The 20,889-nt window shown below is 39.1% G+C and carries 23 protein-coding genes; 4 read left to right on the top strand and 19 right to left on the bottom strand.

Going from position 1 to position 20,889, the window contains the following annotated elements:
* Nucleotides 1–61: 61 nt before the first annotated feature.
* From BMZ99_RS05550 to BMZ99_RS05495, 12 genes are all read right to left on the bottom strand, one after another.
* On the bottom strand, nt 62–382 hold the full coding sequence (locus BMZ99_RS05550; RefSeq protein WP_090933765.1) for a UxaA family hydrolase: 321 nt from the start codon (nt 380–382) through the stop codon (nt 62–64).
* Nucleotides 383–429: 47 nt separating this feature from the next.
* Nucleotides 430–1,797: a C4-dicarboxylate transporter DcuC gene (dcuC, locus tag BMZ99_RS05545; protein WP_090933763.1), complete on the bottom strand. Its 1,368-nt coding sequence runs from the start codon at nt 1,795–1,797 to the stop codon at nt 430–432.
* Nucleotides 1,798–1,874: 77 nt separating this feature from the next.
* On the bottom strand, nt 1,875–3,233 hold the full coding sequence (purB, locus tag BMZ99_RS05540) for an adenylosuccinate lyase (protein WP_090933761.1): 1,359 nt from the start codon (nt 3,231–3,233) through the stop codon (nt 1,875–1,877).
* Nucleotides 3,234–3,262: 29 nt separating this feature from the next.
* On the bottom strand, nt 3,263–4,609 hold the full coding sequence (locus BMZ99_RS05535) for an MmgE/PrpD family protein (RefSeq protein WP_090933759.1): 1,347 nt from the start codon (nt 4,607–4,609) through the stop codon (nt 3,263–3,265).
* A gap of 377 nt (nt 4,610–4,986) precedes the next feature.
* Complete coding sequence (locus BMZ99_RS05530) at nt 4,987–5,646, bottom strand: GntR family transcriptional regulator (protein ID WP_090933757.1); 660 nt, start codon at nt 5,644–5,646, stop codon at nt 4,987–4,989.
* A gap of 227 nt (nt 5,647–5,873) precedes the next feature.
* Complete coding sequence (locus BMZ99_RS05525) at nt 5,874–6,578, bottom strand: hypothetical protein (RefSeq protein ID WP_090933755.1); 705 nt, start codon at nt 6,576–6,578, stop codon at nt 5,874–5,876.
* Nucleotides 6,578–7,273 (bottom strand): ABC transporter ATP-binding protein, encoded by a 696-nt coding sequence (locus BMZ99_RS05520; protein WP_090933753.1) that lies wholly within the window; start codon nt 7,271–7,273, stop codon nt 6,578–6,580. Before BMZ99_RS05520 ends, BMZ99_RS05525 begins: the two co-directional genes overlap by 1 nt.
* The gene (locus BMZ99_RS05515; protein WP_090933751.1) at nt 7,266–7,643 is read right to left on the bottom strand and encodes a GntR family transcriptional regulator; all 378 of its coding nucleotides are present in this window, start codon (nt 7,641–7,643) and stop codon (nt 7,266–7,268) included. Before BMZ99_RS05515 ends, BMZ99_RS05520 begins: the two co-directional genes overlap by 8 nt.
* A 189-nt stretch (nt 7,644–7,832) precedes the next feature.
* Complete coding sequence (locus BMZ99_RS05510) at nt 7,833–8,942, bottom strand: Acg family FMN-binding oxidoreductase (RefSeq protein ID WP_090933749.1); 1,110 nt, start codon at nt 8,940–8,942, stop codon at nt 7,833–7,835.
* 38 nt (nt 8,943–8,980) lie between these two features.
* Entirely contained in the window at nt 8,981–9,565 is a 585-nt protein-coding gene (locus BMZ99_RS05505) for a hypothetical protein (RefSeq protein ID WP_090933747.1), read from the bottom strand.
* Between the two features lie 75 nt (nt 9,566–9,640).
* Nucleotides 9,641–10,087, bottom strand: a complete 447-nt coding sequence (locus tag BMZ99_RS05500) for a MarR family winged helix-turn-helix transcriptional regulator (RefSeq protein ID WP_090933745.1) — start codon at nt 10,085–10,087, stop codon at nt 9,641–9,643.
* Nucleotides 10,088–10,274: 187 nt separating this feature from the next.
* Nucleotides 10,275–11,177 (bottom strand): LysR family transcriptional regulator, encoded by a 903-nt coding sequence (locus tag BMZ99_RS05495; RefSeq protein ID WP_090933743.1) that lies wholly within the window; start codon nt 11,175–11,177, stop codon nt 10,275–10,277.
* Nucleotides 11,178–11,318: 141 nt separating this feature from the next.
* On the opposite strand from BMZ99_RS05495, the gene BMZ99_RS26225 reads away from it, so the two are divergent.
* Nucleotides 11,319–11,492: a hypothetical protein gene (locus tag BMZ99_RS26225; protein ID WP_175490482.1), complete on the top strand. Its 174-nt coding sequence runs from the start codon at nt 11,319–11,321 to the stop codon at nt 11,490–11,492.
* A 29-nt stretch (nt 11,493–11,521) separates the two neighbouring features.
* Nucleotides 11,522–12,286, top strand: coding sequence for a TSUP family transporter (locus BMZ99_RS05490; protein ID WP_090933741.1), 765 nt, complete (start codon nt 11,522–11,524; stop codon nt 12,284–12,286).
* 62 nt (nt 12,287–12,348) lie between these two features.
* Here the strand turns inward: BMZ99_RS05490 and BMZ99_RS05485 are convergent, their stop codons facing one another.
* Nucleotides 12,349–12,987, bottom strand: a complete 639-nt coding sequence (locus BMZ99_RS05485; RefSeq protein ID WP_090933739.1) for a M23 family metallopeptidase — start codon at nt 12,985–12,987, stop codon at nt 12,349–12,351.
* 224 nt (nt 12,988–13,211) lie between these two features.
* Here BMZ99_RS05485 and BMZ99_RS05480 point away from each other — a divergent pair, with 224 nt between their 5' ends.
* Nucleotides 13,212–14,333: an efflux RND transporter periplasmic adaptor subunit gene (locus tag BMZ99_RS05480; protein WP_090933737.1), complete on the top strand. Its 1,122-nt coding sequence runs from the start codon at nt 13,212–13,214 to the stop codon at nt 14,331–14,333.
* A gap of 138 nt (nt 14,334–14,471) precedes the next feature.
* Here BMZ99_RS05480 and thiT read toward each other — a convergent pair whose 3' ends face one another.
* The 5 genes from thiT to BMZ99_RS05455 form a co-directional block, all read right to left on the bottom strand.
* Entirely contained in the window at nt 14,472–15,125 is a 654-nt protein-coding gene (gene thiT, locus BMZ99_RS05475) for an energy-coupled thiamine transporter ThiT (RefSeq protein ID WP_090933735.1), read from the bottom strand.
* Entirely contained in the window at nt 15,109–15,849 is a 741-nt protein-coding gene (locus tag BMZ99_RS05470; protein ID WP_090933733.1) for a thiamine diphosphokinase, read from the bottom strand. Before BMZ99_RS05470 ends, thiT begins: the two co-directional genes overlap by 17 nt.
* A 174-nt stretch (nt 15,850–16,023) precedes the next feature.
* Nucleotides 16,024–16,929: a chemotaxis protein CheX gene (locus BMZ99_RS05465; protein WP_090933731.1), complete on the bottom strand. Its 906-nt coding sequence runs from the start codon at nt 16,927–16,929 to the stop codon at nt 16,024–16,026.
* 52 nt (nt 16,930–16,981) lie between these two features.
* Nucleotides 16,982–17,362: a response regulator gene (locus tag BMZ99_RS05460; RefSeq protein WP_090933729.1), complete on the bottom strand. Its 381-nt coding sequence runs from the start codon at nt 17,360–17,362 to the stop codon at nt 16,982–16,984.
* Nucleotides 17,363–17,525: 163 nt separating this feature from the next.
* Nucleotides 17,526–17,819, bottom strand: coding sequence for a Dabb family protein (locus tag BMZ99_RS05455; RefSeq protein WP_090933728.1), 294 nt, complete (start codon nt 17,817–17,819; stop codon nt 17,526–17,528).
* Nucleotides 17,820–18,056: 237 nt separating this feature from the next.
* Between BMZ99_RS05455 and BMZ99_RS05450 the strand changes: the two genes are divergently transcribed.
* Nucleotides 18,057–18,971 (top strand): fumarylacetoacetate hydrolase family protein, encoded by a 915-nt coding sequence (locus tag BMZ99_RS05450; RefSeq protein WP_090933727.1) that lies wholly within the window; start codon nt 18,057–18,059, stop codon nt 18,969–18,971.
* A 54-nt stretch (nt 18,972–19,025) separates the two neighbouring features.
* Here BMZ99_RS05450 and BMZ99_RS05445 read toward each other — a convergent pair whose 3' ends face one another.
* Nucleotides 19,026–20,789 (bottom strand): sigma-54-dependent Fis family transcriptional regulator, encoded by a 1,764-nt coding sequence (locus BMZ99_RS05445; protein ID WP_245754828.1) that lies wholly within the window; start codon nt 20,787–20,789, stop codon nt 19,026–19,028.
* Nucleotides 20,790–20,889 lie beyond the last annotated feature (100 nt).

Genomic DNA, 20,889 nt, shown 5'->3' with positions numbered 1-20,889 from the left:
CTTGAAGAAGAGGCTTGTTTAGTGCACCCATTTTTTGCGGATTACTTACAAAACTTATTTTTTATGGGCTTGACATATTACCAGATTGCTTTGTCTTCAAGTCGCCGCGTCCACGCAGACTTTCAATGTTTTGAACATGGGCATGATAACCGGCTCCGATATCTTTGGTGGCTCGTCCAATAATTTCACCATATTTAAGAATCTCTTCTCCGAAATGGACAGGTTTCAACGTAAATTTGTGTCCATATGGAATGTCCTCTTGCAATATGATATGACAAACATCGTGATTGATCCGAACTGTCGCCTCTTGTCCTACCTTGAGATCCTGCACTGCAGTAGCCACATTATCTGTCATATGTAGAGCGATTGCGTCAATAGCCATTTTTCTTCCTCCCTTGCTGTTTTAACTTTTGTTTTTATTTTTCTCGTCTATAAAAAAATGATATACGTAGTAACCATATTCGCGATAAGCCCAATTATAACCGGTATTGCACAACGCTTTGCCACTTGGAAAGGTGATACATCGGCTATACTGGATATAGCGACAATTGCGGGGGTTATCGGCGATATGCATCGACCAAAACCCGCCGTAATTTCCATAGGCAGTAGTATTAGTACAGGATCCACCTTAAGGTATGCAGCAATTTTAGGAGCCAATCCAGCGAAAGCAAAGAAAGAGGCATTACCTGAACCCATAATAAACGAACATGCAACCATGATCATGCTGATAATGAGCACCATTGACTTCAAACCGAAACCAGCTGATTGTGCCCCTTGTATCAGAGCATCCACGGCACCGATTTTCACCAAGCCCATTGCAAAAGTCTCTGCACAAATGATCAATGATACTACAACAACGAACTGTTTCCCCATTCCATCGAAAAAAGTCATAATGTTGTCCATGACTGGACGAATATCCCTCAACCGAATAAATTCAAAGATCATAGCGACTATTGTGCAAATGAGCATCGCTGTAATAACATCCATTTTAACCGACTTAACAAACAATGGGCAGAATACAATTACCAATATCAGTGGCAAAGTGGGTAAAATTGCGTATACACGAGGTATCTTTTCTGTAGCAGCCGCCTCTTCAACGGCATTATTCGAAGCATCTACGCTATAGCCTTCACGTCTATCCCACCAGGGTTGGATGAAATAATGGGCAATACCAACCACTATTATCGACGGTATAACGACAGGAAGCTGATATTTGATGAAATACGTCACCGGATCTAATCCAGCAGTGTGAGCCGCTAGAATAGCATTTGATGAAATTGGACCAATGTCGGTGAATTTTGCGGTAGCAATAATAGCAACAGCAGTTAACTTGCTAAGACCTGCTTTTACCATAATCGGATACAACGTCAACATTAGGAGTAGTCCAAGACCAGCGTGACTTGGAATAAACACGTCCACCACCTGACCAATCATATATGCCACCATCATTACAATCATCGGCGAACGTACTAATTTGAGAGGATATGCAGATACTTCTACCAATGCTTTATTGGCACCGCACTGCTCCATATACCTTACAAATCCACCAATGGACATAATCGTTAAGCCTAATCCCGCCAGTCTGTCACTCATCATTTTTTTCACGGCTTCAAATATGTCAAACCAAATAAAGCCTGTCGCTTGTTTTGCTGGCAAGATGGTTCCGCTCCCAAATACAACCGCGCAAACCATCAAAGCAATACCAGCTGCCAGTAATACCCCTTGCGGCTTATACCTTTTGTAAAGCATATAGCCAACCCAAGCGGTTACGACCACAGACAGTGAAAGTCCTAACATTTCTATCCCTACCCTTCAATTTACTTTAAATCGCAGGAGCCCAAGATATCTTACTATGCCTTTTTCTAATCCGCCTTCTAAGATCGGTCCTTCTTAATATTTTCCACAACGTTTTCTGCTAATTTATAACTAAAGCCTGTGTAATTGTGGGGATTCAAAATGTTGTCCAGTTCCATTGCCGTACAATATGTATTGACTCTAGGGTCGTCTAAAAGATATTGTTTGAAAGAAGCATTATCTTTGAACGCCTTCATTGAAATTTCATACACCACTTCATGAGCTGTTTGTTTGCCGAGTTTTTCACCTAGATAAAGCATAGCAGCCTCCGATAGCAATAGACCTTTTAGAATATCCAGGTTCTGTTCCATTTTTTCTTTGTTTACCACTAAGCCACTCAGTACCTTCTTGGATTTTGCCATAGCAGAACCAGCGAAGATGAAAGCCTCAGGCATAACCACCCACTCAACTTTCCAAGCAGCCCCGTCTCTTTCGTGTTCCTGAATCATAGATTCATACATCACAAGCAGGTTTCCTTTGACAAGCTTAGACATGCTAACCATACCCTCTGCACCGTTAGGGTTTCTCTTGTGAGGCATTGTACTGCTGCCTACAAGTCCATCTGACCATGGCTCCGCTAATTCTGACATTTCCGTCTTTTGCAAATTGAGAATTTCATTCCCAATCTTACCCAATGTTCCTGTAACTAAAGCCAGCATGCTTACTAGTGAAACCACTCTATCCCGACTAACATGCCAAGTAATATCAGGTACCACAAGACCCAATTTGCTCATAACTTTTTCTTGCAATTCAAAAGCATGTTCGCCAAAACCTGCCAAGGTACCCACAGCACCGCCGAGCTGCCCCGCAAAATCTCTTTTCTTACACTCTTGCATGCGCTCTAGATTTCTGTGAATTTCACTTGCCCATATGGCAGCTTTATACCCAAAGGTAATAGGTAATGCATGCTGTGTGTGTGATCGACCAGTCATTATCGTATTTTTATGCTTTTCTACCAAGTCAATCAATATTTCTTCAATTTCATATAAATCATTATATATTACATCAAACGCATTTTTCGCAGCTAGTATAAATCCAAGATCAATAATATCCTGGGTTGTGGCACCTAAATGAATATACTCTCCCGCTTTACCATTACATTTTCTTTGCAGCTCCCGAAGTATTGGAACAAGGGAATGGCCAATCTTGTTAATGTCTTGCCTGACTACAGCAAGATCTAAGTTCTCTACTTTGGCTTTTTTGACAATTTCCTGAGCAACTGCAGCAGGAATAATACCAAGCTCTGCTTGGCTTTCCGCCAATGCAGCTTCTACATCCAGCCAATTTTGAATAATTGCTTTATCATCCCAAATTTCTCGCATTTTTGCAGTAAGATAATTATCACTAAATAAAATTGAATCGATCATATGACAAGCCATCTTAAACCATCTCCTATTTTAAAATTTGTTTACATTAGGTGCTTCATTAGCATGTTTAAATCATCTAGTTTATCAATGCCTAAAATCATCTCCTTAACGGTTTCTACACGTTGGCGCTCTAAGCAGGTACTCGCCAGTGATCTGAATTTCTCCTCGAGAGCGCTATAGTCTGGAGCATCTTTTGATGAAATAGTTTCCTTTGCAATGATTAGGTTGTTATCCATTTCAATCTGAATGCTCGCCCTTCGTTCTCTTGGAAAATTCCTTGTAGCTTCCGGGTCCTCTGTAATTTTTATTTTGGCTGCTATTTTGGCTACAAGCGGATCATTTAATTTATCAAAGGAAAATTCTTCTAATGTGACCCTTTTATATAAGAGCGCAACAGCTATACAATAAGGTAATGAAAACTTTGCTTCTTCTTCATTGCTGTTTTTAAATTGTCCCGTCAGTTCAACAGCAGTAAGGTACGTCTTTATCTGCACCTGCCTTATGGATTGCGGTAATAAATCATGTTCTTGCAGGATCATAAAAATTAAATCTAATGGCGAGTTGGTATGTCCACAGGATGCATACACTTTAAAGTACGCTGTTCTTGATAAAAAGCTGCTGTCATTTATTTGTTTAAGAATTTTACTATTATCGTTTGAAGATGTTGCCTTAATAAAGCCTTTCTTGCCTCCAAGAATATCTTCAGGTCCTGTAAAACCTTTCATCGCCAATAAAGCCGATTGAATGCCACTTTGGCAAGCATGTCCAACATTGAGCGCTTTGGCATGTGTACCAAAGGTTTCTCGTGATCCCGATGCCATTGTCCCTGCGATTCCAAGGGACATAAGGATCCTGTCTCTATCAAGTTTTAATACACTCGCAGCAGCAGCAGCAGCAGCAAATGTCCCGCATGTGCCAGTCGTATGCCACATGTGATAATGAGATGGATTGACAGCGGTACCCAATCTGATTAGCACCTCATACCCCGCAATGATACCTGTTAATAGCTCCTTGCCCGTCTTGTTATACGTTTCTGCTATGGCAAGTGCAGTTGGAATCGTAACGGCTCCAGGATGGGCAATTGCCAGCCTGTGCCCATCATCAACCTCAGCTACATGCCCGATAATTCCATTGACTAACACAGCCTGAGAAAGCGGAACTTTTAAACCGCCTTTCAATACTGTTGCCTGGGCAATGCCGCCATTTGACTTTACCATTTCGGTAACAATGACAGATGGTGTATAGCGCGCCCCCACTAATGCACCTCCCAGCCAATCAAGAAGACGATACTTTGCATCTTCAATAATTTCTCCAGGCAAGCTATTATACTGCAATTCTGATATAAATTGCGCCACTTCAGCCTGAAGACTCTGCCGTCTTTTTTCCATTTCATCCCCCCATTTCCTTAGATACTCATTATTTTTCATTTGCTCTAAAAACGAATGGAACCATCGTACGCTTATCTCTTTTTAATTATATATTATATATAATATATAATTAAAGTTGACAATCCAATTTTAAATGATTAAGACGATAAGACTACAGCCAATTTAAGAACTTGAAATGCTTGCTATGGACTAAAGCAGTAATATTAAAACATAATCAATATTTAAAATATATTATATATTCTGATATTATATATAATATATACTTAAAATTCTAATCTTGTCAACAGCTTTTTTATATCTACTTTTATTCTGAGGGTTAAAAAGCCAAGTGTGCTTTTTAACCCCGAGACAAAATAGATATTCAATGTCGTTATGATTCAAGTATTAAATTGAGAGCGTAGATATTGACGCATCTTGTCAAATACCTTCTTTTTATGATCATATACCACTTTTGCCAACGCCTTGCTATCTCTGTCTTTTATAAATTGTAATATTATGCTGTGCTCCGTATTCGATGTTTCAATTATTTCTGGAAACAGTTGAAATATCATCTGCATTCTTTTCTCAGATTCCATTAATTCAAATATTGTTTTTGTCAGCAGCTCGTTTCCGCTGGCCTCAATAAATAATTTATGAAATGCTCTATTAAGATCACGGTATTCTGTCACATTACCAGCTTCTAATGCGCTTTCCATCTCATGATAATATTTTTCCAATATCCCTATCGTCTGCTCATCAATATTTTCCACAGCTAATTCAGCGGCTAAAGGTTCTAAGAATTCACGCATAAAGAACATTTCTTCTATCCCTTTTAAAGACATGCTAGCAACTCTGGATCCAACATGTGGTGTTGTTTCAACGAATCCTTCGGAAGTTAGTTCCCTCAATGCCTCTCGTACAGGAATATCACTTACACCGTATTGATTGGCTATGTGCTGTATCAACAAACGAGCTCCCGGTTTAAGGGTTCCATTAAGAATCTCTTTTTTGATTTCATTGTATATAGCTTCTGATTTGGTGATCGAAGTAATTGACATCCTTTACACCCCAATATATATAACATTATTTACACGATAATATATAATATATTATTCTCATTGTCAATATTAGAGGATCGATTCCTACTACCCCATCTGCGTTAATACTATCGATAATTTAATGAGGATTTCTTTGACCTGCAAGGCAGAGGAACCTCGCAGATCGAAGATCTGTGACAAGACGACAACGATGCAGGATAAAACGGCTGTTAAAGCAGTAGCGTTTTTTATAAATCTACCTTATGCTCTAATAAATAAGAAGTCGCCATAAATAATATCCCAAAGGTAACGATGTCAAAAATCATACTGCCAACATTCATTGTCATTGTTGTGACAGAGTGGATTTGCACCATCTGGGGAAAGGAGCTTGAAATTCCTACTGCTAGCCCTGCCTTTGCTATGCTAAGTAGAACAAAAATAACAAATGAGCCTATTTTCCCTATCTTTTTTCCTTTCAAGGCAATTCTGCCAACCACCATACAAAAATACATAAATGTCAATGTTGAAACGATGGTCCATAGGTGCAAAAGGATAGAATACACTAGTTCATGAAGCTCAACTTGATTAAAAATAGCATTGAATAATCTCCCCTGATCAAGTACACCAAACATGGCTGCAGATACAAGAGCAACAAGGCTGATTTGAATTACGGCTGCTATTAATCTCGAAGCCATAATTGATGTACCCGACTGCGGAAGTGTAAATAGCAGATACCCTTGATCCTCATACAAATAATCACTCATTAATGTTAACGAAGATATACCGATAACAACTAAAGCTGCTCCCCCTAAAAAACCCGATAGTACAGGTACTCCAATTTGCCAGGATTCTACCTTTGTCATTAAAAAAAGGTTCCCGATTATAACCGATAGGCAAATGCCAAGTATAGTTAGCAACTTTCCTCTTAGTTCATATTTTATAAGATGAAACATTATTGGAATACCTCCCTATACAATTCATCAATGGATTTATTCTTGTTCAATCTTAATTCTTCGGCATTGCCTTGCAATACAATCTCTCCATCAGATATAAATGCCACATCATCAAAAATTCGTTCAATATCATTAACAAGATGAGTCGTAATGATCATGGAACTATCTTCACTAAAGTTATTGATGATTGCATCTAGTATTTTTTCTCGAGCAGTAGGATCTACTCCACCAAGAGGCTCATCCAGTATATATAGCTTAGCTTTCCGCGAAAGCACTAAAGTTAATTTTAATTTTTCTTTCATGCCCTTTGACAGACTCTTAACGCTGCTATTTGCATCTAGTTTCATAAACTCCAGCAGCGCAAACGCCTTCTTTTCATCAAAGTCCGTGTAAAAATCTTTAAAATATTGAACTGCATCTTTTATTTTCATCCATTTGAATAAATACTCTGTATCAGGCAGATACGAAACGATAGACTTTGTGTACACCCCAGGTTCTTGGCCATCTATAAGCAATTTTCCAGAGGAAGGATGTAATATGCCTGCTGCTATCTTTAAAAACGTAGTTTTGCCACTACCATTCGGACCAAGAAGGCCCAAAATTTTTCCTTGTTGTATTGTTAAATTTGCTCCTTGCAGTGCTCTTTTATTTAAATAGGATTTGCATACGTTTTCAGCTTCCAATACATTATACATTTTTCTTCACCTCTGTTATATTTTTAGAAATACTCTCAATAATCTCTTCCTCATTAAACCCCAGACGTTTCATTCTCAGAATAAAAGAATCGATTACTTCCTTTGCCATCTCCTGTTTCAAATCATCTATCATATGCTTTCGCTCCCCCACAAATGTTCCCATACCCCTTTGGGTATAGACTATTCCAAGTCTCTCAAGTTCTTGATAGGCTCTTTGCAGGGTATTAGGATTTACCTTTAAAATGGTTGCCATTTCCCGTACTGAAGGCAATTTATCATTTACTTTTAACTTTTCTGTAGCAATATCCATTTTTATGTGGTCCATGATTTGTAGATATATAGGCATCTTATCATCAAATTCAAACTCCATACCTTCATCTCCTTAACTTGCTACATCTCCGATCTAGTGTATTAGTTAGATAATACACTAGATCGGAATATTTGTCAAAAAAAATACCAAATGAACAGTTAATTTTTTTCAATCTGTTCGTTTGGTCATATCCATGATCGCAACGAATGAGAAAATAGAAGCTTCTCAATTGGTGCGAAAATGTACTCCCTATACAATAATACGCTGTAAGGGCATCCTTAGACTTACGGGTTTAGGATAGTCGTTGATATAACCAACTCGTAATAAGAGCTGCATCTCGCCTGCAATCCCTAATCTTGAGAAGAAATCATTTCGTACTGCTATTTCTTCAACCATTTGCGTCATCGGATGAATTGCTATCTTTTTATCTCTTGCAGCAAGCCATATTCGCTGAAGATTCCGCCCTATATTAATCAACTCTGTAATAGAAGAATCTTTACTCGTAAGCAGAAGCCAACCACTGCCAGTTGCTACCTGCTCCTGTATTTTCTGAATCGTTGCTTTACGAAAATGATTTGCTAATGCAGATTGACGTGAGTAGAAATTCTTAACAAACCATCGTGCTATTCCTTCAATTTCCATTGTTTCAGCTGTCAATCCATTTTGATACTTCTTGCCCTCTTCATTAGACCATCGAATCCATTTCGCCAATTCCTCTTGCGTAGAATTTCGATCCGCTTGTATTTTATTTGCTAAAACAGTCCCTTGAGATAGATACTTACCTTCCTTGGCCTGCCTTGAGAAATAAAAGAACGACTCTTTGTTTTTCCCTGCAAGAAAGCGAATATCTTCATTGGATAATTCATTCGTAAGAAAGTTATTTCTTATGGTCCTGCGTAATTGAATTTTCTTAATGTCAAAAGATTCTGACTGAGCTACTTTATGCAGCTGCAAATCTACTATTTCTTTATCTCTGGAACTTTGTGCTTTTATCTGAACCTCTATATCATACCCTTTTGCCCTTGCAGCTACTACTAGATTTTCCAAGAAAGCTCCAATTGATATCAAAACTTCCCGATTTTCTGGATCCACAGCAGGCAACCATCTGGCAGCATCAGTACCAATTATCCAATGATGAACAGTAATAAACTTCACTGTCCATGGCTGCGTATTATGTCCGCTAGGCGCTAAGGATGCTAGATATAGCAGTTCCCTAAAGTCTTTTTCTATTTCTTGGACATAATCATAAGAATTGTCTCTAGCTACTTCTTTTAGCTGTGCCAAGGAATGAAAGAGAGAAAGCCCTCCTGCTGCGGCAAGACCTGCACCGCTCCATTTAATAAATTGCCTCCTATTCATAACCCACCTCCATAGGACAGAGAATTTAGCTATACGTATTAATCACTTTCTGCATTTTGATTTACCATTTCTGCTGCCTTGTAAGTAGCTTTGTGAATCGCTTCCAGTACTGTTACCTTCTTTCCTACAGACGTATACGGAATGACCGTTTTATTCGTATCTGTACCTGCTACGTCTTCAAACAGCACATATTGCTTTCTTGCCACGTCATATAAACGAATGCTTAGTGTAACTTCTGATCGTATTGCCTTATAAAATGCAATGTCACTAAAATCAGACTTAACCGGTAATATTTCTACGACTAGTACTTGATCTGCACCTATCTTTTTAGCTAAATCTAATAATCCTGATTGTTCTACCTTCGCTATTTCATCAATCTCATGACGACTTTGATTTATCAGCTCACTTTCTTTCATCACTTCAGCCTTTAGCTGTTTCTTTAATTGTGTAAATATCTCACTCTGCAGCTGGGTGCCATAGGTTTCTTTTGATTTATCTACAATAAGCAAAAGAACCTCTTGATTTGATATACTCTGAATATCATTGGCTAGGCAAGAGAGCGCTGCCCCATAGTAAATTAAAATAATAAAAAAAACACTTAAGAAGCCAGCTATTTTCTTCATTATTAACCTCCTTAAATTCATATTTTTATATAATTAGTTTTATGAAACTAATTATATATTTATTTTAAAACCCGCTTATTTGCGGGTAATAGTATTGGTAACTTTATTTAAAAGAAATGTAAAGGTCTTCCTTTCTGTCTCATCCAACGTCTCCATAATGAGATCCGCAAATTGATAGTATCCCATATCCTCGATCTCAATTAAATATTTTCCTTTCTCCGACAGGCGTACATACACGACTCGTAAATCGCTTTGCGATGAAAATTTCTCAACAAAGCCGCGCTGTAATAACTTATTCACTGCAACGGTTACGGTTGATCTTTGTACCCCAAACATTTCAGCAAGTTCGCTAATCGTAGGATTCGTCCTCTCCCTTATTGCGTGGAGATAATGCAATTGGGTTATGGATAAATTAAATAATTCCTGACTATTCGGAGTCTGCTCCTTATGTTTTCGCATACATTCACGCATTGAGTCTGATAAAACATTGATCGCTTTGACGATTACCTCTTTAGTTGCCATAGCCTTATTCCTTTTTAGTTAGTTCTATGAAACTAACTATATAATATCTCTAGATCACTGTCAAGCTTAAACCTTACTTAGGACTTAGCCGCCATCAGAATCTCTTGCCACTTTGAATCACATCGATTTTTCTTTATAGGCGGCAATATCCTTTATGGAGAGGTCCTCAATGCCATACCCCCTAATATCAAGTATATTGGGTCAGGTAATCAGCTTCTGTGAATATTTCTGATGCAAAGGCATCAAAAATTCGTATTGCTTCTTTTGTTCTGGATTTCGCAAATTTATGAGTTAGCTTATAACAAATTCGATCAGGGGGAGGATCACTCAGCCTTTGAATCGTATATGTGCTTGCTGCCGCCGTAGATTGAGCAATCGATAAGGGGACAATGGCCCATTGTTTTGGTGTTTTAAGGAGAGGTAAAACCATGGGACCGTTGCTTACTTGAATATGAGATGACTGAAAAGGATCCCACCATTTATTATGCCAAATCTGATAAGCCGGAAACCATTCATGATACAATTCATCACGGGGCTTCAGCTGATCCGGATCAATATTGGGGTTTTCTAAATGCTCTGGCAATGCCAAGCGAACAACAACCATAGGTTCTGCAAAAAAGGGCGTTAGTTCGATATTCTTTATGATTCTTTCATGCAACACAAAAGCAATATCGATTGTACGCTGTTCAATTAATGTATAAAGGTCTGTTGAATTTTGGGTATAGATATGTAAGCGCATGGCGGGATGCTGTTGGATGATTCGCTGATAAATATTGGGCAGCACATGAGTATTTACGCTGTCAACTGCACCAATCGCTAAAGACAAACGAGTACGTGCTTTTAATGATTGAGTTTCTAGTAACAATTGAATCCATTTTTCAGCGACTGGAATAAAATCTTCACCAGCAGGAGTCAGAGAAATCATTTTTAATCCTTTGCCACGTTCAATCAAAACCAGATCTAGTTCTTGTTCCAGGTTCTTGAGGCGATGGCTCACAGAAGACTGAGATAGGTGAAGAATTTCGGCAGCCTTTGTCAAACTCTGATTAGAGACAACTGCTAAAAAAGCTTGAATGTCATCAATATTCATGATAGCCCCTTTTAAGTAAATATTAATTCTTTGCATATTATTAATGAATTTTATTTGTTTTACTTTAAGTATACGCACTGGCTATAATAAATTCAAGAGACAGCACTCAATAAGGTTGTGCAGAATAAGGGGGGCAAAACCATGCGGGCTTGCAGTTTTGTATGCACAATTATTGTTTTATTTTTATGCATTGACCAATTTTACAGCGGTCTAAATTGGTGGAGGCTTTTTATTGGCGGTTTTATGATTATTGCCGTATGGACAGATTGTGAACGTTGGCTGCGCTATAAGATAAGACATAGAAGACATGGATAACGTGTCGTAAAAATCGGAGGGTAATGTTTATGGAGCATATTAGTTTAGAAATGCTTAGTTTTTTATTAGGAGCAGGTTTTGTTGCTGCTTTTATCGACTCAGTTGTTGGCGGCGGTGGCTTAATATCCATGCCAGCACTGCTGATGACAGGACTGCCTCCCAGCGTTGTATTAGGGACTAACAAACTTGCTTCCATCTGCTGTTCCAGTACCAGCAGTATATCTTTTTTGCGTTCAGGTAAGATGGACCTTGGATTAGTGAAATATCTTTTTCCTTTATCCCTATTTGGCTCTGTATTAGGAGCCTATACGGTGCGACTGATTCCGCCGGAATTCTTAAAACCATTAGTTATCGTTATGTTGATTTTAGTAGCCATCTATACGATTTTCAAAAAGGATTGGGGAAAACAGTCTACTTATAAGGGAATTAGCAAAAGGGTCGGTATTTTAGGAGGTTGTGTTGCTTTCCTACTAGGTTTTTATGACGGTTTTTTTGGACCGGGAGCTGGATCATTTCTAATCTTTGCATTTTTAATGCTGGGATTTGATTTCGTAGTAGCTGCGGGAAATGCCAAGGCCTTGAATTTAGCAAGCAATCTTGGTGCAGTCTCAACCTTTCTGCTATTTGGTTCCGTCAATTATGTCTATGGTATCAGTATGGGGATCGCAATGATTTTTGGTGCAATCGTAGGTTCTCGGTTTGCAATTGCCAGAGGTACCACTTATATAAAACCTCTATTCATTTCAATGACAACCTTGTTAATTGGAAAACAAATGTGGGATATCTTACATTAACTAATAAAATCCTAGAAGAAGGTATGAGCCTTCCTTTAGGATTTTATTAGTTAAACCGCTGACTATTGAACCATAAAACCAATCGGGTCCACTGCGTTCCCATTTACTCTGACTTCATAATGAAGATGAGGCCCCGTACTTTTCCCTGTGCTGCCTACATAAGAAACGACCTGACCTTTTCTCACACTTTGGCCGACACTTACAATTATACGAGAATTATGCCCATAAATAGTGGAAATGCCATTGCCATGATCAATCTGCACCATATTGCCGTAGCCTCCAGCCGCCCCACTCTGTACAACCACACCATCAGCGGCGGCAACAACGGGTGCTCCCATACTATTGGCAATATCCATCCCAGGATGCAATTCACTTCCGCCACCCATAGGCGAATTACGCCAGCCAAAGCCAGAGGTAACTTCTCCGCTAGTTGGCCAAATAGAAGGCTTTGTCGCTAGCTGATCGGTATCTCTCGCCATTTTTTCAATTTCTTGAACCTGTCCATTGTCTCTATGTCGAATCGGTTCAGGCTCAGGGATTACACGGCTGCCGGCACTGATACTTTGATGATAGTTTGCAAAAAGGATTACCGAAAATATGCTAAGTACGCACATGGAGGAAACAATCCATCGGACAGAGATAAACTTCGTCCACTGGCTGCCTGCTTTTTGCGTATCATGAGGTTCATTTGAAATATGCATTACGATGTATCTCCTCCTTTAAATAAATATAGCCACCATAATATTCTGGCCGTAGTATAGTCACAAATAATGTTGACTCACTCTATTTTACATTATACCGGAAATACATCTCTTTTACTGTCTTATCCTGCAATTTAATTCACTTTTCTTATCAAAACTTGACGTAAAAAGTGAAAAGTGAGAACATAGTAACTACTACAGTATCATTATTGGAGGAAATATAGGTGAAAAAATTAATCCAGCAATATCCCGTTGTCGCTATGCTAACCTTACTTTCATTTGCTGCGGCACTATTATTAGCCGCCAGTCATAATAGCCTGTTCCCATTTTCAATCTGGAATGGACACAGGGCTCCTCGAGAGTCAATTCATCTTACTGCCATCCCCTTGGGCAATATAAATAAGCCGGTACAAATCATTCGAACGGGTTCTGTCGAACATGCCACATCCACTCCGATTATAGCAGACTTTTCTGGTCTTCTTAATGAACTATACGTCGCAAAAGGACAAGTAGTCAAAGCAGGCCAGCCTCTGCTTAAGATTGAGGCATCTACAGCATCAGTCGTCGAGCAAACTACAGAAGGACCTTCCGAGCAAACGCAAAATAATTATGATAATGCCCTAAAAGAATTTAACCGCTTACAAAAATTATTCGAGTTAGGAGCGATTCCACGACGACAGTTGGATACTGCTGCCGCCCGTTTGCAAGAAGCAAAAGAAAGTTTATCCGGCACCCAAAATACAACGCATTCATCCAGCAGTATTGTAAACGGCTCTGCTACAATCAACGCTCCAATCGACGGTATCGTGACTGGTTTATCCTCCTCTTCTGGAAAAGCGGTACAAGCTGGGCAACAGCTGCTTTCCTTAGGAAGCGGCCAAGAAGTAGAGGTTGTTATTCCTCTAAACCAAAACGATCTATATTTAGTTCATCTTGGTACACCGGCTGCAATAGAAATATCTGGGCAAAAGGTGGGAGGTCAGGTTTCCAGAATCTATCCTCGAATTGAAGCAGAAGAAGTATCTGCCTATCTTGCCCATATGAAACTTGCTGCTAATCCAAATGGATTGCTTACATTTGGTATGTCTGTTACGATTCATATTGATACGGGTAAAACAGTATCCGTGCCTGCAGTTCCTAAAGCTTCAATATTTCAAGATGATCAGGGAAGAAATCTCATCTATCTCGCGGTCAATGAAAAAGCGCTCCTGCAAGAAATAAGTATTGGAGAAACCATTGGTGATTATACCGAGATCACCTCTGACCTTCCACAGCAAAGCATAATCATAACAAGCAATATCAACGATGTAAAAAATGGTGATCCGATTACAGTAGTGCCAGAATAGCAGTTCCTGAATTACCTGGCTGTGAAGTATCATACCTTTTTTACTACAAAATTCCTGCAAATTCTCCTTAGAGTCCTTTGCAGGAATTTATTATTTTCTACAAAGCCTAAACACTTTGCCATGATTCAGTAAAAGACTCTACCGTCCATAACCTGATATATAATTTTCACTATTTCTCATTTGAAGCAGCAAACGCTTCACTGGCAGTACACGTAAGATGAATAGGCAGATCATCAACTCCGGTAAAAGATAGGTGGCATTAAATACGAAGGAATACCAATAGGGAGATGTTCCAGGAGGTGCATAGCTGGCAAAGAAAACTACTCCTGATATAAAATGACAAATAAATCGACCGCAACTGCCTACAATGGCCCCCAGCAGCATTCGATCTTTGAAATATCCCGCCAGACCAAGTGCCATATAAGGCAGAGGATAATCAAAAAGGACTTGAATAGGATGCAGAATATAAGGATCTTGGAGTAAATTAAACAGACCATAGACAAACCCAGCGAGGTATCCGACAATCGGTCCATAACGAAAAGCAATCAATAAAAGCGGAATCATTGCGCCCAAGGTTACACTGCCTCCCTGAGGCATATGATATAAGCGGAAAGTATGCAAAATGATGGTCAATGCTACCATTAAACTAATATGAACCATCATCTGCGTATTTAATTTTACTTTTTTTATGTAAGCAAAAGCAAATATCAATGCTACTATAGCTGCTAAAGCGAAAACACTGGTAGTCTGTTCAAATATCATTGCTATATTCTTACTAAAAGCTGCTTCCATAACACTCATCTCCATTCCAGCATAAATAAATCCCTAACCAACCTGTTCCTATCGAAGCGCGAATTTCTCTGTGGATTGCATGGGGACGATTACTAACAGCATAAGGCAGGGCATCCCGCAATATTACATTGGTCAAGGGCCAGTGAACTCCCTCAATCGATACATCCGTACATTCCGTAGATAACGGGAGCAAAGAAACTACTTCTGGAGGAAGAGCTGTTTCGATACATATAGACTCCCTACCTTTTAACAAGATCAGCACCTCTTTTTCATCTGCTGCGCAGCAGCCCCGTATCCCAAAATCTTCACAGCCCTTTAATGAATGAATATTACTAAAGGTATGATCGAAGCGGCCTCCCCATATGCCAGTTAGAGTGACTGCAGCCTGTCCATGGACCACTCCCACCCGTTGCAATGCTAATTGTAAATCCGTCAAATTCTTTTCTGCCGGATAGACCTCCACGGGGATCCCCAAGCTCTGTCCCCAAGTCCATCCCTGGAATGTAGCACTATCACTATCACCAATGAGCCGCTCAGGAATAATGTGATTCGCGTGACAACTATCTATACCGCTATCTACACACCAAACTGGGAACAGATCCGCAGCCTGAATCAGCCATTCAGCTGCTGGTTTCCTCCCCCCTGCGACAAGTAACACTTGTGTATCCGGTAGGTCTTTTTCAAAGTAGCATCGTAATTGTGGCAATACCAAAAGGTTTTTCATTCCATCAAGCTCCTGAATCTTTATCCATTGCATCTTTAAAGCAATCTTGTCATATAACTTATATTATATATTTTTTATTTAAAAAATGCATCTATATAAGTAAGTCCCCCGCAATATATACCTTATTAAGGATATTGCGGAGGACTTACTATCGCTAGCAGGAACATGCAGCATTTAGCTTGTACTGCTATTTTTTGATAATACTTTAAAGGATAACCTGAAATCAAAACGTCCTAATAACGTGGTGATGACGATGGGGCAGCCGGAAGTCTCAGTGGAATTTTTTTGTTTACGGACTGTCTGAGGCTGCAAATCTACTTTAAATCCATCAGTAGACAATAGACTGCAGTAAACACCGTTATGGACATTCAGAAATTCACCAATGCTATCAAGAGCCATTTCATCAATTATGGTAAGTTCTTCGCCGCTGAAACGACTAGCGGCTTTCAGTACGGTTTGCTCGTCCATAATTAAGTCAATTGTTATATTCAAATCGCCGATGATTCTCTGGGATGCAACCCATTGACTGCTATGCTCTGCATCAATAGCCTCGGGCTGCATAAAAGGAGTCTCATTTAAGAAACGAACCATATTGCGCAGCGTCAAGCCCGCATAACTATACAATACATGGGCATTGTCACCCGCCTGTGAGAAGTCCAGCAGCTTTTTGATTTCAGTATCATCAATGGGGGCTGAAGAGGCTGATCCAGGGGCTGTAATGCCACATTCCACACGAAATTCAGCTAGTGCCTTTTCGATGTCGCCTAGCACCATATATCCTTTATCTGCGATTGTCTGAATCAGCGTGAGATGCCCTTTTGCCTGAGCAGCTAATAGCTCTTCTATCTGTACAACAGTCAGATATCCTTTTTCTAGCGCCAGCTCGCCAAATTTTTTATCCTTAGCACGTTGAAGATCGTGAACTTCTCCTACTTGTACCGCTGTCATCAAGCCTGCATCTACAGCAAGAACGCCTAGTTTGACTCGGGTAGAACTCTCATAATGAAGTGCTTGAGAAAGCTGTTCAGGAGTAACCAATCCTTTATTTAGCAAGTAATACCCAAAATATTGATTAAACATTTTGTTTTCTCCTTTTTCGTCTAAATAGCTATAACCTTTCTCGACTAGATCGCTACTTTATACCTGCCTGTTTGTTGTCTAAAATGAGGTCTATTACAGGAAGTAAATTGCCTTCATTAATTGGTTTAATAATGTAGTTCCTAGCACCCAATTGCAAGGCATCCATTATAACGTGTTTTTGACCCGATGAACTCACAACAATAATATTTGCTGCCGGATCCGACTGTACAAGACGTTTAATCGTTTCAATTCCACCTAAACCTGGCATAGTAATATCCATCGTCACGATGTCTGGTACCCATTCTGGATAATGAGCAATGGCTTCTTCACCGTTTGCTGCTTCTCCTACTACCACATGCCCTGCTTTCTCCAGTACTTTACGCAACGTCTTTCTCATCATCATAGAATCATCAACTACTAAAACTCGTGCCATTTTAATCATCCTCCTGTAAGCATATCACTCTCTTAAAACCACATCACAGCTTTGACTTTAGCTTGCATCAGTTTTAAAGATAATGATTATCACTATCAATAGTTTGCTATATTAGAGAAAATTCCTGCAAGGCAACCTCATTTCTTTGTAGTTTATTACCTTTTTATTTATATCTTTCATAACAAACGGATGCTCCAGTTTCCAATACACCCGCGATGAATTTGGATACTTCCATATGGACTGGATGAACCAGATACGCATCAAAATCTGCCATAGATACAAATTGGCTCATCAAAATGATGTCATATGACGACGCGCCATGGCGAATATCTAATTCTACCCTCAAATCATGAAGATATTCAATTTTACCGTTCATGCTCAGCAATACATCTCTAGCCTTATCGATGCTTTCACGGTCTCTGGCTTTTAGTTTAAGAAGTAAATTGTTTATTATCATTTTCATTTCTCCTTTTTTGCCTGTACAAAATCCGCAATCATATAGATCAGGTCTTTTCCTTAATTATAATGAAATAATAAGACAGCAGTATGTCATATTAGAAATGCAGACGTTAAGTAATCTGCCATATTTCCTTCGTAACCTTTCGTAACATTGCTCATATAACGATTGACAAAATACTAAAATGAGATTATGTTAAATTTTGTATATACTATTTTAAAGAGGAGAGGTACTTGCATGCATTTTTTAACATATCAATCTAATGGTCAAGAAGAAATCGGCCTAATGACAGCAGATCAGAAACAGATTATTCCTCTACTGGCCGCCGAGCATTATTTTTATAGAGAGACCATATTGCCAGCTACTTTACTCTCTCTTATTCAGCAAGGTGAATTAGCGATTCAACGAGTCAAGTCGATCATGAAATCAGTTGAAGAACAAAGTGATCTTCCATTTCTACTGTCCCCAGATAACATCCGGATTGTAGCGCCAATCCCCCGACCAGCCAAAAATATTTTCTGCATTGGCAAAAACTATGCCGAACACGCTATGGAAGGTGACAAAAGCGCCGACCCGAGTGTGGCAATCCCTAAACACCCAGTTATCTTTACCAAAGCTCCTACCACGGTAATTGGTCTTGGCGACATCATTAACAGCCATAGCCAAGTTACAAGTGCCTTGGACTATGAGGTCGAACTGGCTGTAATCATTGGAAAAAAGGCTTCCTATGTTAGCAAAGAAGAGGCAATGGACTATATATTTGGCTATACCATTTTAAATGATGTCACTGCGCGAGATTTGCAAAAACGCCACCAGCAATGGTTTCGTGGTAAAAGTCTTGATACTACAGCACCAATGGGTCCATACCTTGTTCATAAATCTTCTGTTCCTTCAATTCATGACTTAACCGTAACATTAAAAGTAAATGGAGAACTCAGACAGCATGCTAATACAAATTCTTTAATTTTTGACATACCAACACTTATCAATACAATTTCTTCTGGCATCACTCTTGAGCCCGGAGATATTATTTCTACCGGCACCCCTGCCGGTGTCGGAGCCTACTTAGAACCTCCTGTATATTTAAAGCCTGGAGACAAATTGGAATTATCAATTACGGGTCTAGGAACATTAATAAACACAGTCGGTTAAAAATAAATGCCCTTTGGTCCATTGACCAAAGGGCATTCTATTCACAGCTGCTGATTATAAAACTTCATTTAATTTTCGGTAAAGAGTAGCGACCCCAATCCCTAACTGCCTCGCAGCGACTTGTTTACCCTTAGTATCGCTGCCATAAAAAGCAACAGCCTTCAAAATATGCTCCTTCTCCACCTCACAAAGCGGCCGAATACTTTCACCACTTGTTTCAACAATCTGGCGTTTATATTCTTTTATATTTCTTGGTAAGGTCTCCTGCGTTAAAATGCCAAAGTCATCTGCCATATTTATCATAAATTCAATGGTATTTTCTAATTCCCGCACATTACCAGGCCAAGGATAACCTACTAAAATATCCATCGTTTTTCGATCAATTGCCTGTACTTTTTTGTGAAATAGACCACAGTACTTTTCCATGGTACTTGCTACAAGCACTTCAATGTCTTCTATTCTATGGCGGAGAGGAGGTACTTCAAGTGGAATCACATTCATCCGATAGTATAAGTCTTCTCTAAATTTATTTTCCCTTATTAAATGCCTTAAATCTTTATTGGTAGCAGTAATGACTCGTACATCAAATGCTATGGATTGATTAGAACCAATACGTACCAATGTTCTCTCCTGCAATACTCGCAAAAGTTTTACCTGTAAATAAATTGGCATACCCCCAACTTCATCTAAAAAAATAACCCCTTTATTGGCTAATTCAAACTTACCAATTTTCCCACGAGGATCAGCCCCAGTAAAAGCCCCTTTCACGTATCCAAAAAGTTCGCTTTCTAATAGCGTATCAGGAATCGCTCCACAGTTAATCGCAATAAATGGCTTGTCACTGCGATTGCTTTCTGCGTGAATAGCCCTAGCAATCAGTTCTTTACCAGTACCGCTCTCACCTGTAATAAGAACTGTTGAATTTGAATCAGCAATCTTCACAATCTTATTCTTTAGCTCCTGAATAACCTCCGATTTGCCAATGATATGATCTAACTTTACAGACTTAGCTACATTGGTCAATCCATAAATACCTGACTTGATGTTTTTAATTTCATTAAAAATAAAAATCCGATTATACACAGAAATTCCTGGCGAAACTGCTAGCAGTTCACCCATTAGAGAAAATATCTTATTACCGATAGTAACCCTATACTCTTCTGCGCCTAACAAGGAATCGCCGGTAGCCTCAATTATCATTTTCCCATTTATACAAGATGATGACAACTGCAATTGTTTTAATGCATTATTATTGATTTGTATGATCTCGTTATTTTGATTTAAAATAAGTACGCCTCTATCTACGCTATTGATAACCTGAAATAATAAATTCATCATGAGCTGAATTCGTTCGCTTTCTTGATGCTCATAAGCCTTTGCGCTGATGAATTCAGCAATTTGGACTAAAAATAGCTGATAATAATTCAAGTTCTGCAGTAAACGCTGCTTTTGTTCTTCATTGAAACAAATCAGCCCAATTACACCAATGATTTCATTTTTAGACTTGATAGGAGTGCAAAGTTCCATTTTTTCTTCGCAGTGTTCATACTTTGGACATGTGGTGCATAATTTATGTTTACCAGGTTCTTCAATAAATTGGGTTTGTCCTGTAGCTAATACTTGCTTATATACAAACCCTTCTTGGGACATGTCCTCGTTCAGATGATTGTCATAGCGCCCTGTACCAGCAATACGAAATAACCTAGTATCAACAATCTCTACATCGACTTTGATAACATGGGATATTACTTTTGCATATTGTATCACGGCATCTTGGATCTCCTGTAAACTTGTTTTCTTCGTAATCGCTTCCCTCACTCGGACTTTGTCACCACCTTACAATCATATCAAGTATTGCATTCCACGACATATCCATTTTTCCCTTTATACAGTATCTGTATTTTCTTCTGCCTAAAAA

This window comes from Pelosinus propionicus DSM 13327, assembly GCF_900114615.1.
Lineage (GTDB): Bacteria > Bacillota > Negativicutes > DSM-13327 > DSM-13327 > Pelosinus > Pelosinus propionicus.
Note: the sequence above shows the minus strand (reverse complement) of the source record. Positions and strands in the feature narration are given on the sequence as shown.

Bases quoted from the DNA above. Each gene is read 5' to 3' on its own strand.
- BMZ99_RS05550 (WP_090933765.1), bottom strand. From the start codon at position 382: ATGGCTATTGACGCAATCGCTCTACATATGACAGATAATGTGGCTACT.
- dcuC (WP_090933763.1), bottom strand. From the start codon at position 1,797: ATGTTAGGACTTTCACTGTCTGTGGTCGTAACCGCTTGGGTTGGCTAT.
- purB (WP_090933761.1), bottom strand. From the start codon at position 3,233: ATGGCTTGTCATATGATCGATTCAATTTTATTTAGTGATAATTATCTT.
- BMZ99_RS05535 (WP_090933759.1), bottom strand. From the start codon at position 4,609: ATGGAAAAAAGACGGCAGAGTCTTCAGGCTGAAGTGGCGCAATTTATA.
- BMZ99_RS05530 (WP_090933757.1), bottom strand. From the start codon at position 5,646: ATGTCAATTACTTCGATCACCAAATCAGAAGCTATATACAATGAAATC.
- BMZ99_RS05525 (WP_090933755.1), bottom strand. From the start codon at position 6,578: ATGTTTCATCTTATAAAATATGAACTAAGAGGAAAGTTGCTAACTATA.
- BMZ99_RS05520 (WP_090933753.1), bottom strand. From the start codon at position 7,273: ATGTATAATGTATTGGAAGCTGAAAACGTATGCAAATCCTATTTAAAT.
- BMZ99_RS05515 (WP_090933751.1), bottom strand. From the start codon at position 7,643: ATGGAGTTTGAATTTGATGATAAGATGCCTATATATCTACAAATCATG.
- BMZ99_RS05510 (WP_090933749.1), bottom strand. From the start codon at position 8,942: ATGAATAGGAGGCAATTTATTAAATGGAGCGGTGCAGGTCTTGCCGCA.
- BMZ99_RS05505 (WP_090933747.1), bottom strand. From the start codon at position 9,565: ATGAAGAAAATAGCTGGCTTCTTAAGTGTTTTTTTTATTATTTTAATT.
- BMZ99_RS05500 (WP_090933745.1), bottom strand. From the start codon at position 10,087: ATGGCAACTAAAGAGGTAATCGTCAAAGCGATCAATGTTTTATCAGAC.
- BMZ99_RS05495 (WP_090933743.1), bottom strand. From the start codon at position 11,177: ATGAATATTGATGACATTCAAGCTTTTTTAGCAGTTGTCTCTAATCAG.
- BMZ99_RS26225 (WP_175490482.1), top strand. From the start codon at position 11,319: ATGCGGGCTTGCAGTTTTGTATGCACAATTATTGTTTTATTTTTATGC.
- BMZ99_RS05490 (WP_090933741.1), top strand. From the start codon at position 11,522: ATGGAGCATATTAGTTTAGAAATGCTTAGTTTTTTATTAGGAGCAGGT.
- BMZ99_RS05485 (WP_090933739.1), bottom strand. From the start codon at position 12,987: ATGCATATTTCAAATGAACCTCATGATACGCAAAAAGCAGGCAGCCAG.
- thiT (WP_090933735.1), bottom strand. From the start codon at position 15,125: ATGGAAGCAGCTTTTAGTAAGAATATAGCAATGATATTTGAACAGACT.
- BMZ99_RS05470 (WP_090933733.1), bottom strand. From the start codon at position 15,849: ATGAAAAACCTTTTGGTATTGCCACAATTACGATGCTACTTTGAAAAA.
- BMZ99_RS05465 (WP_090933731.1), bottom strand. From the start codon at position 16,929: ATGTTTAATCAATATTTTGGGTATTACTTGCTAAATAAAGGATTGGTT.
- BMZ99_RS05460 (WP_090933729.1), bottom strand. From the start codon at position 17,362: ATGGCACGAGTTTTAGTAGTTGATGATTCTATGATGATGAGAAAGACG.
- BMZ99_RS05455 (WP_090933728.1), bottom strand. From the start codon at position 17,819: ATGATAATAAACAATTTACTTCTTAAACTAAAAGCCAGAGACCGTGAA.
- BMZ99_RS05450 (WP_090933727.1), top strand. From the start codon at position 18,057: ATGCATTTTTTAACATATCAATCTAATGGTCAAGAAGAAATCGGCCTA.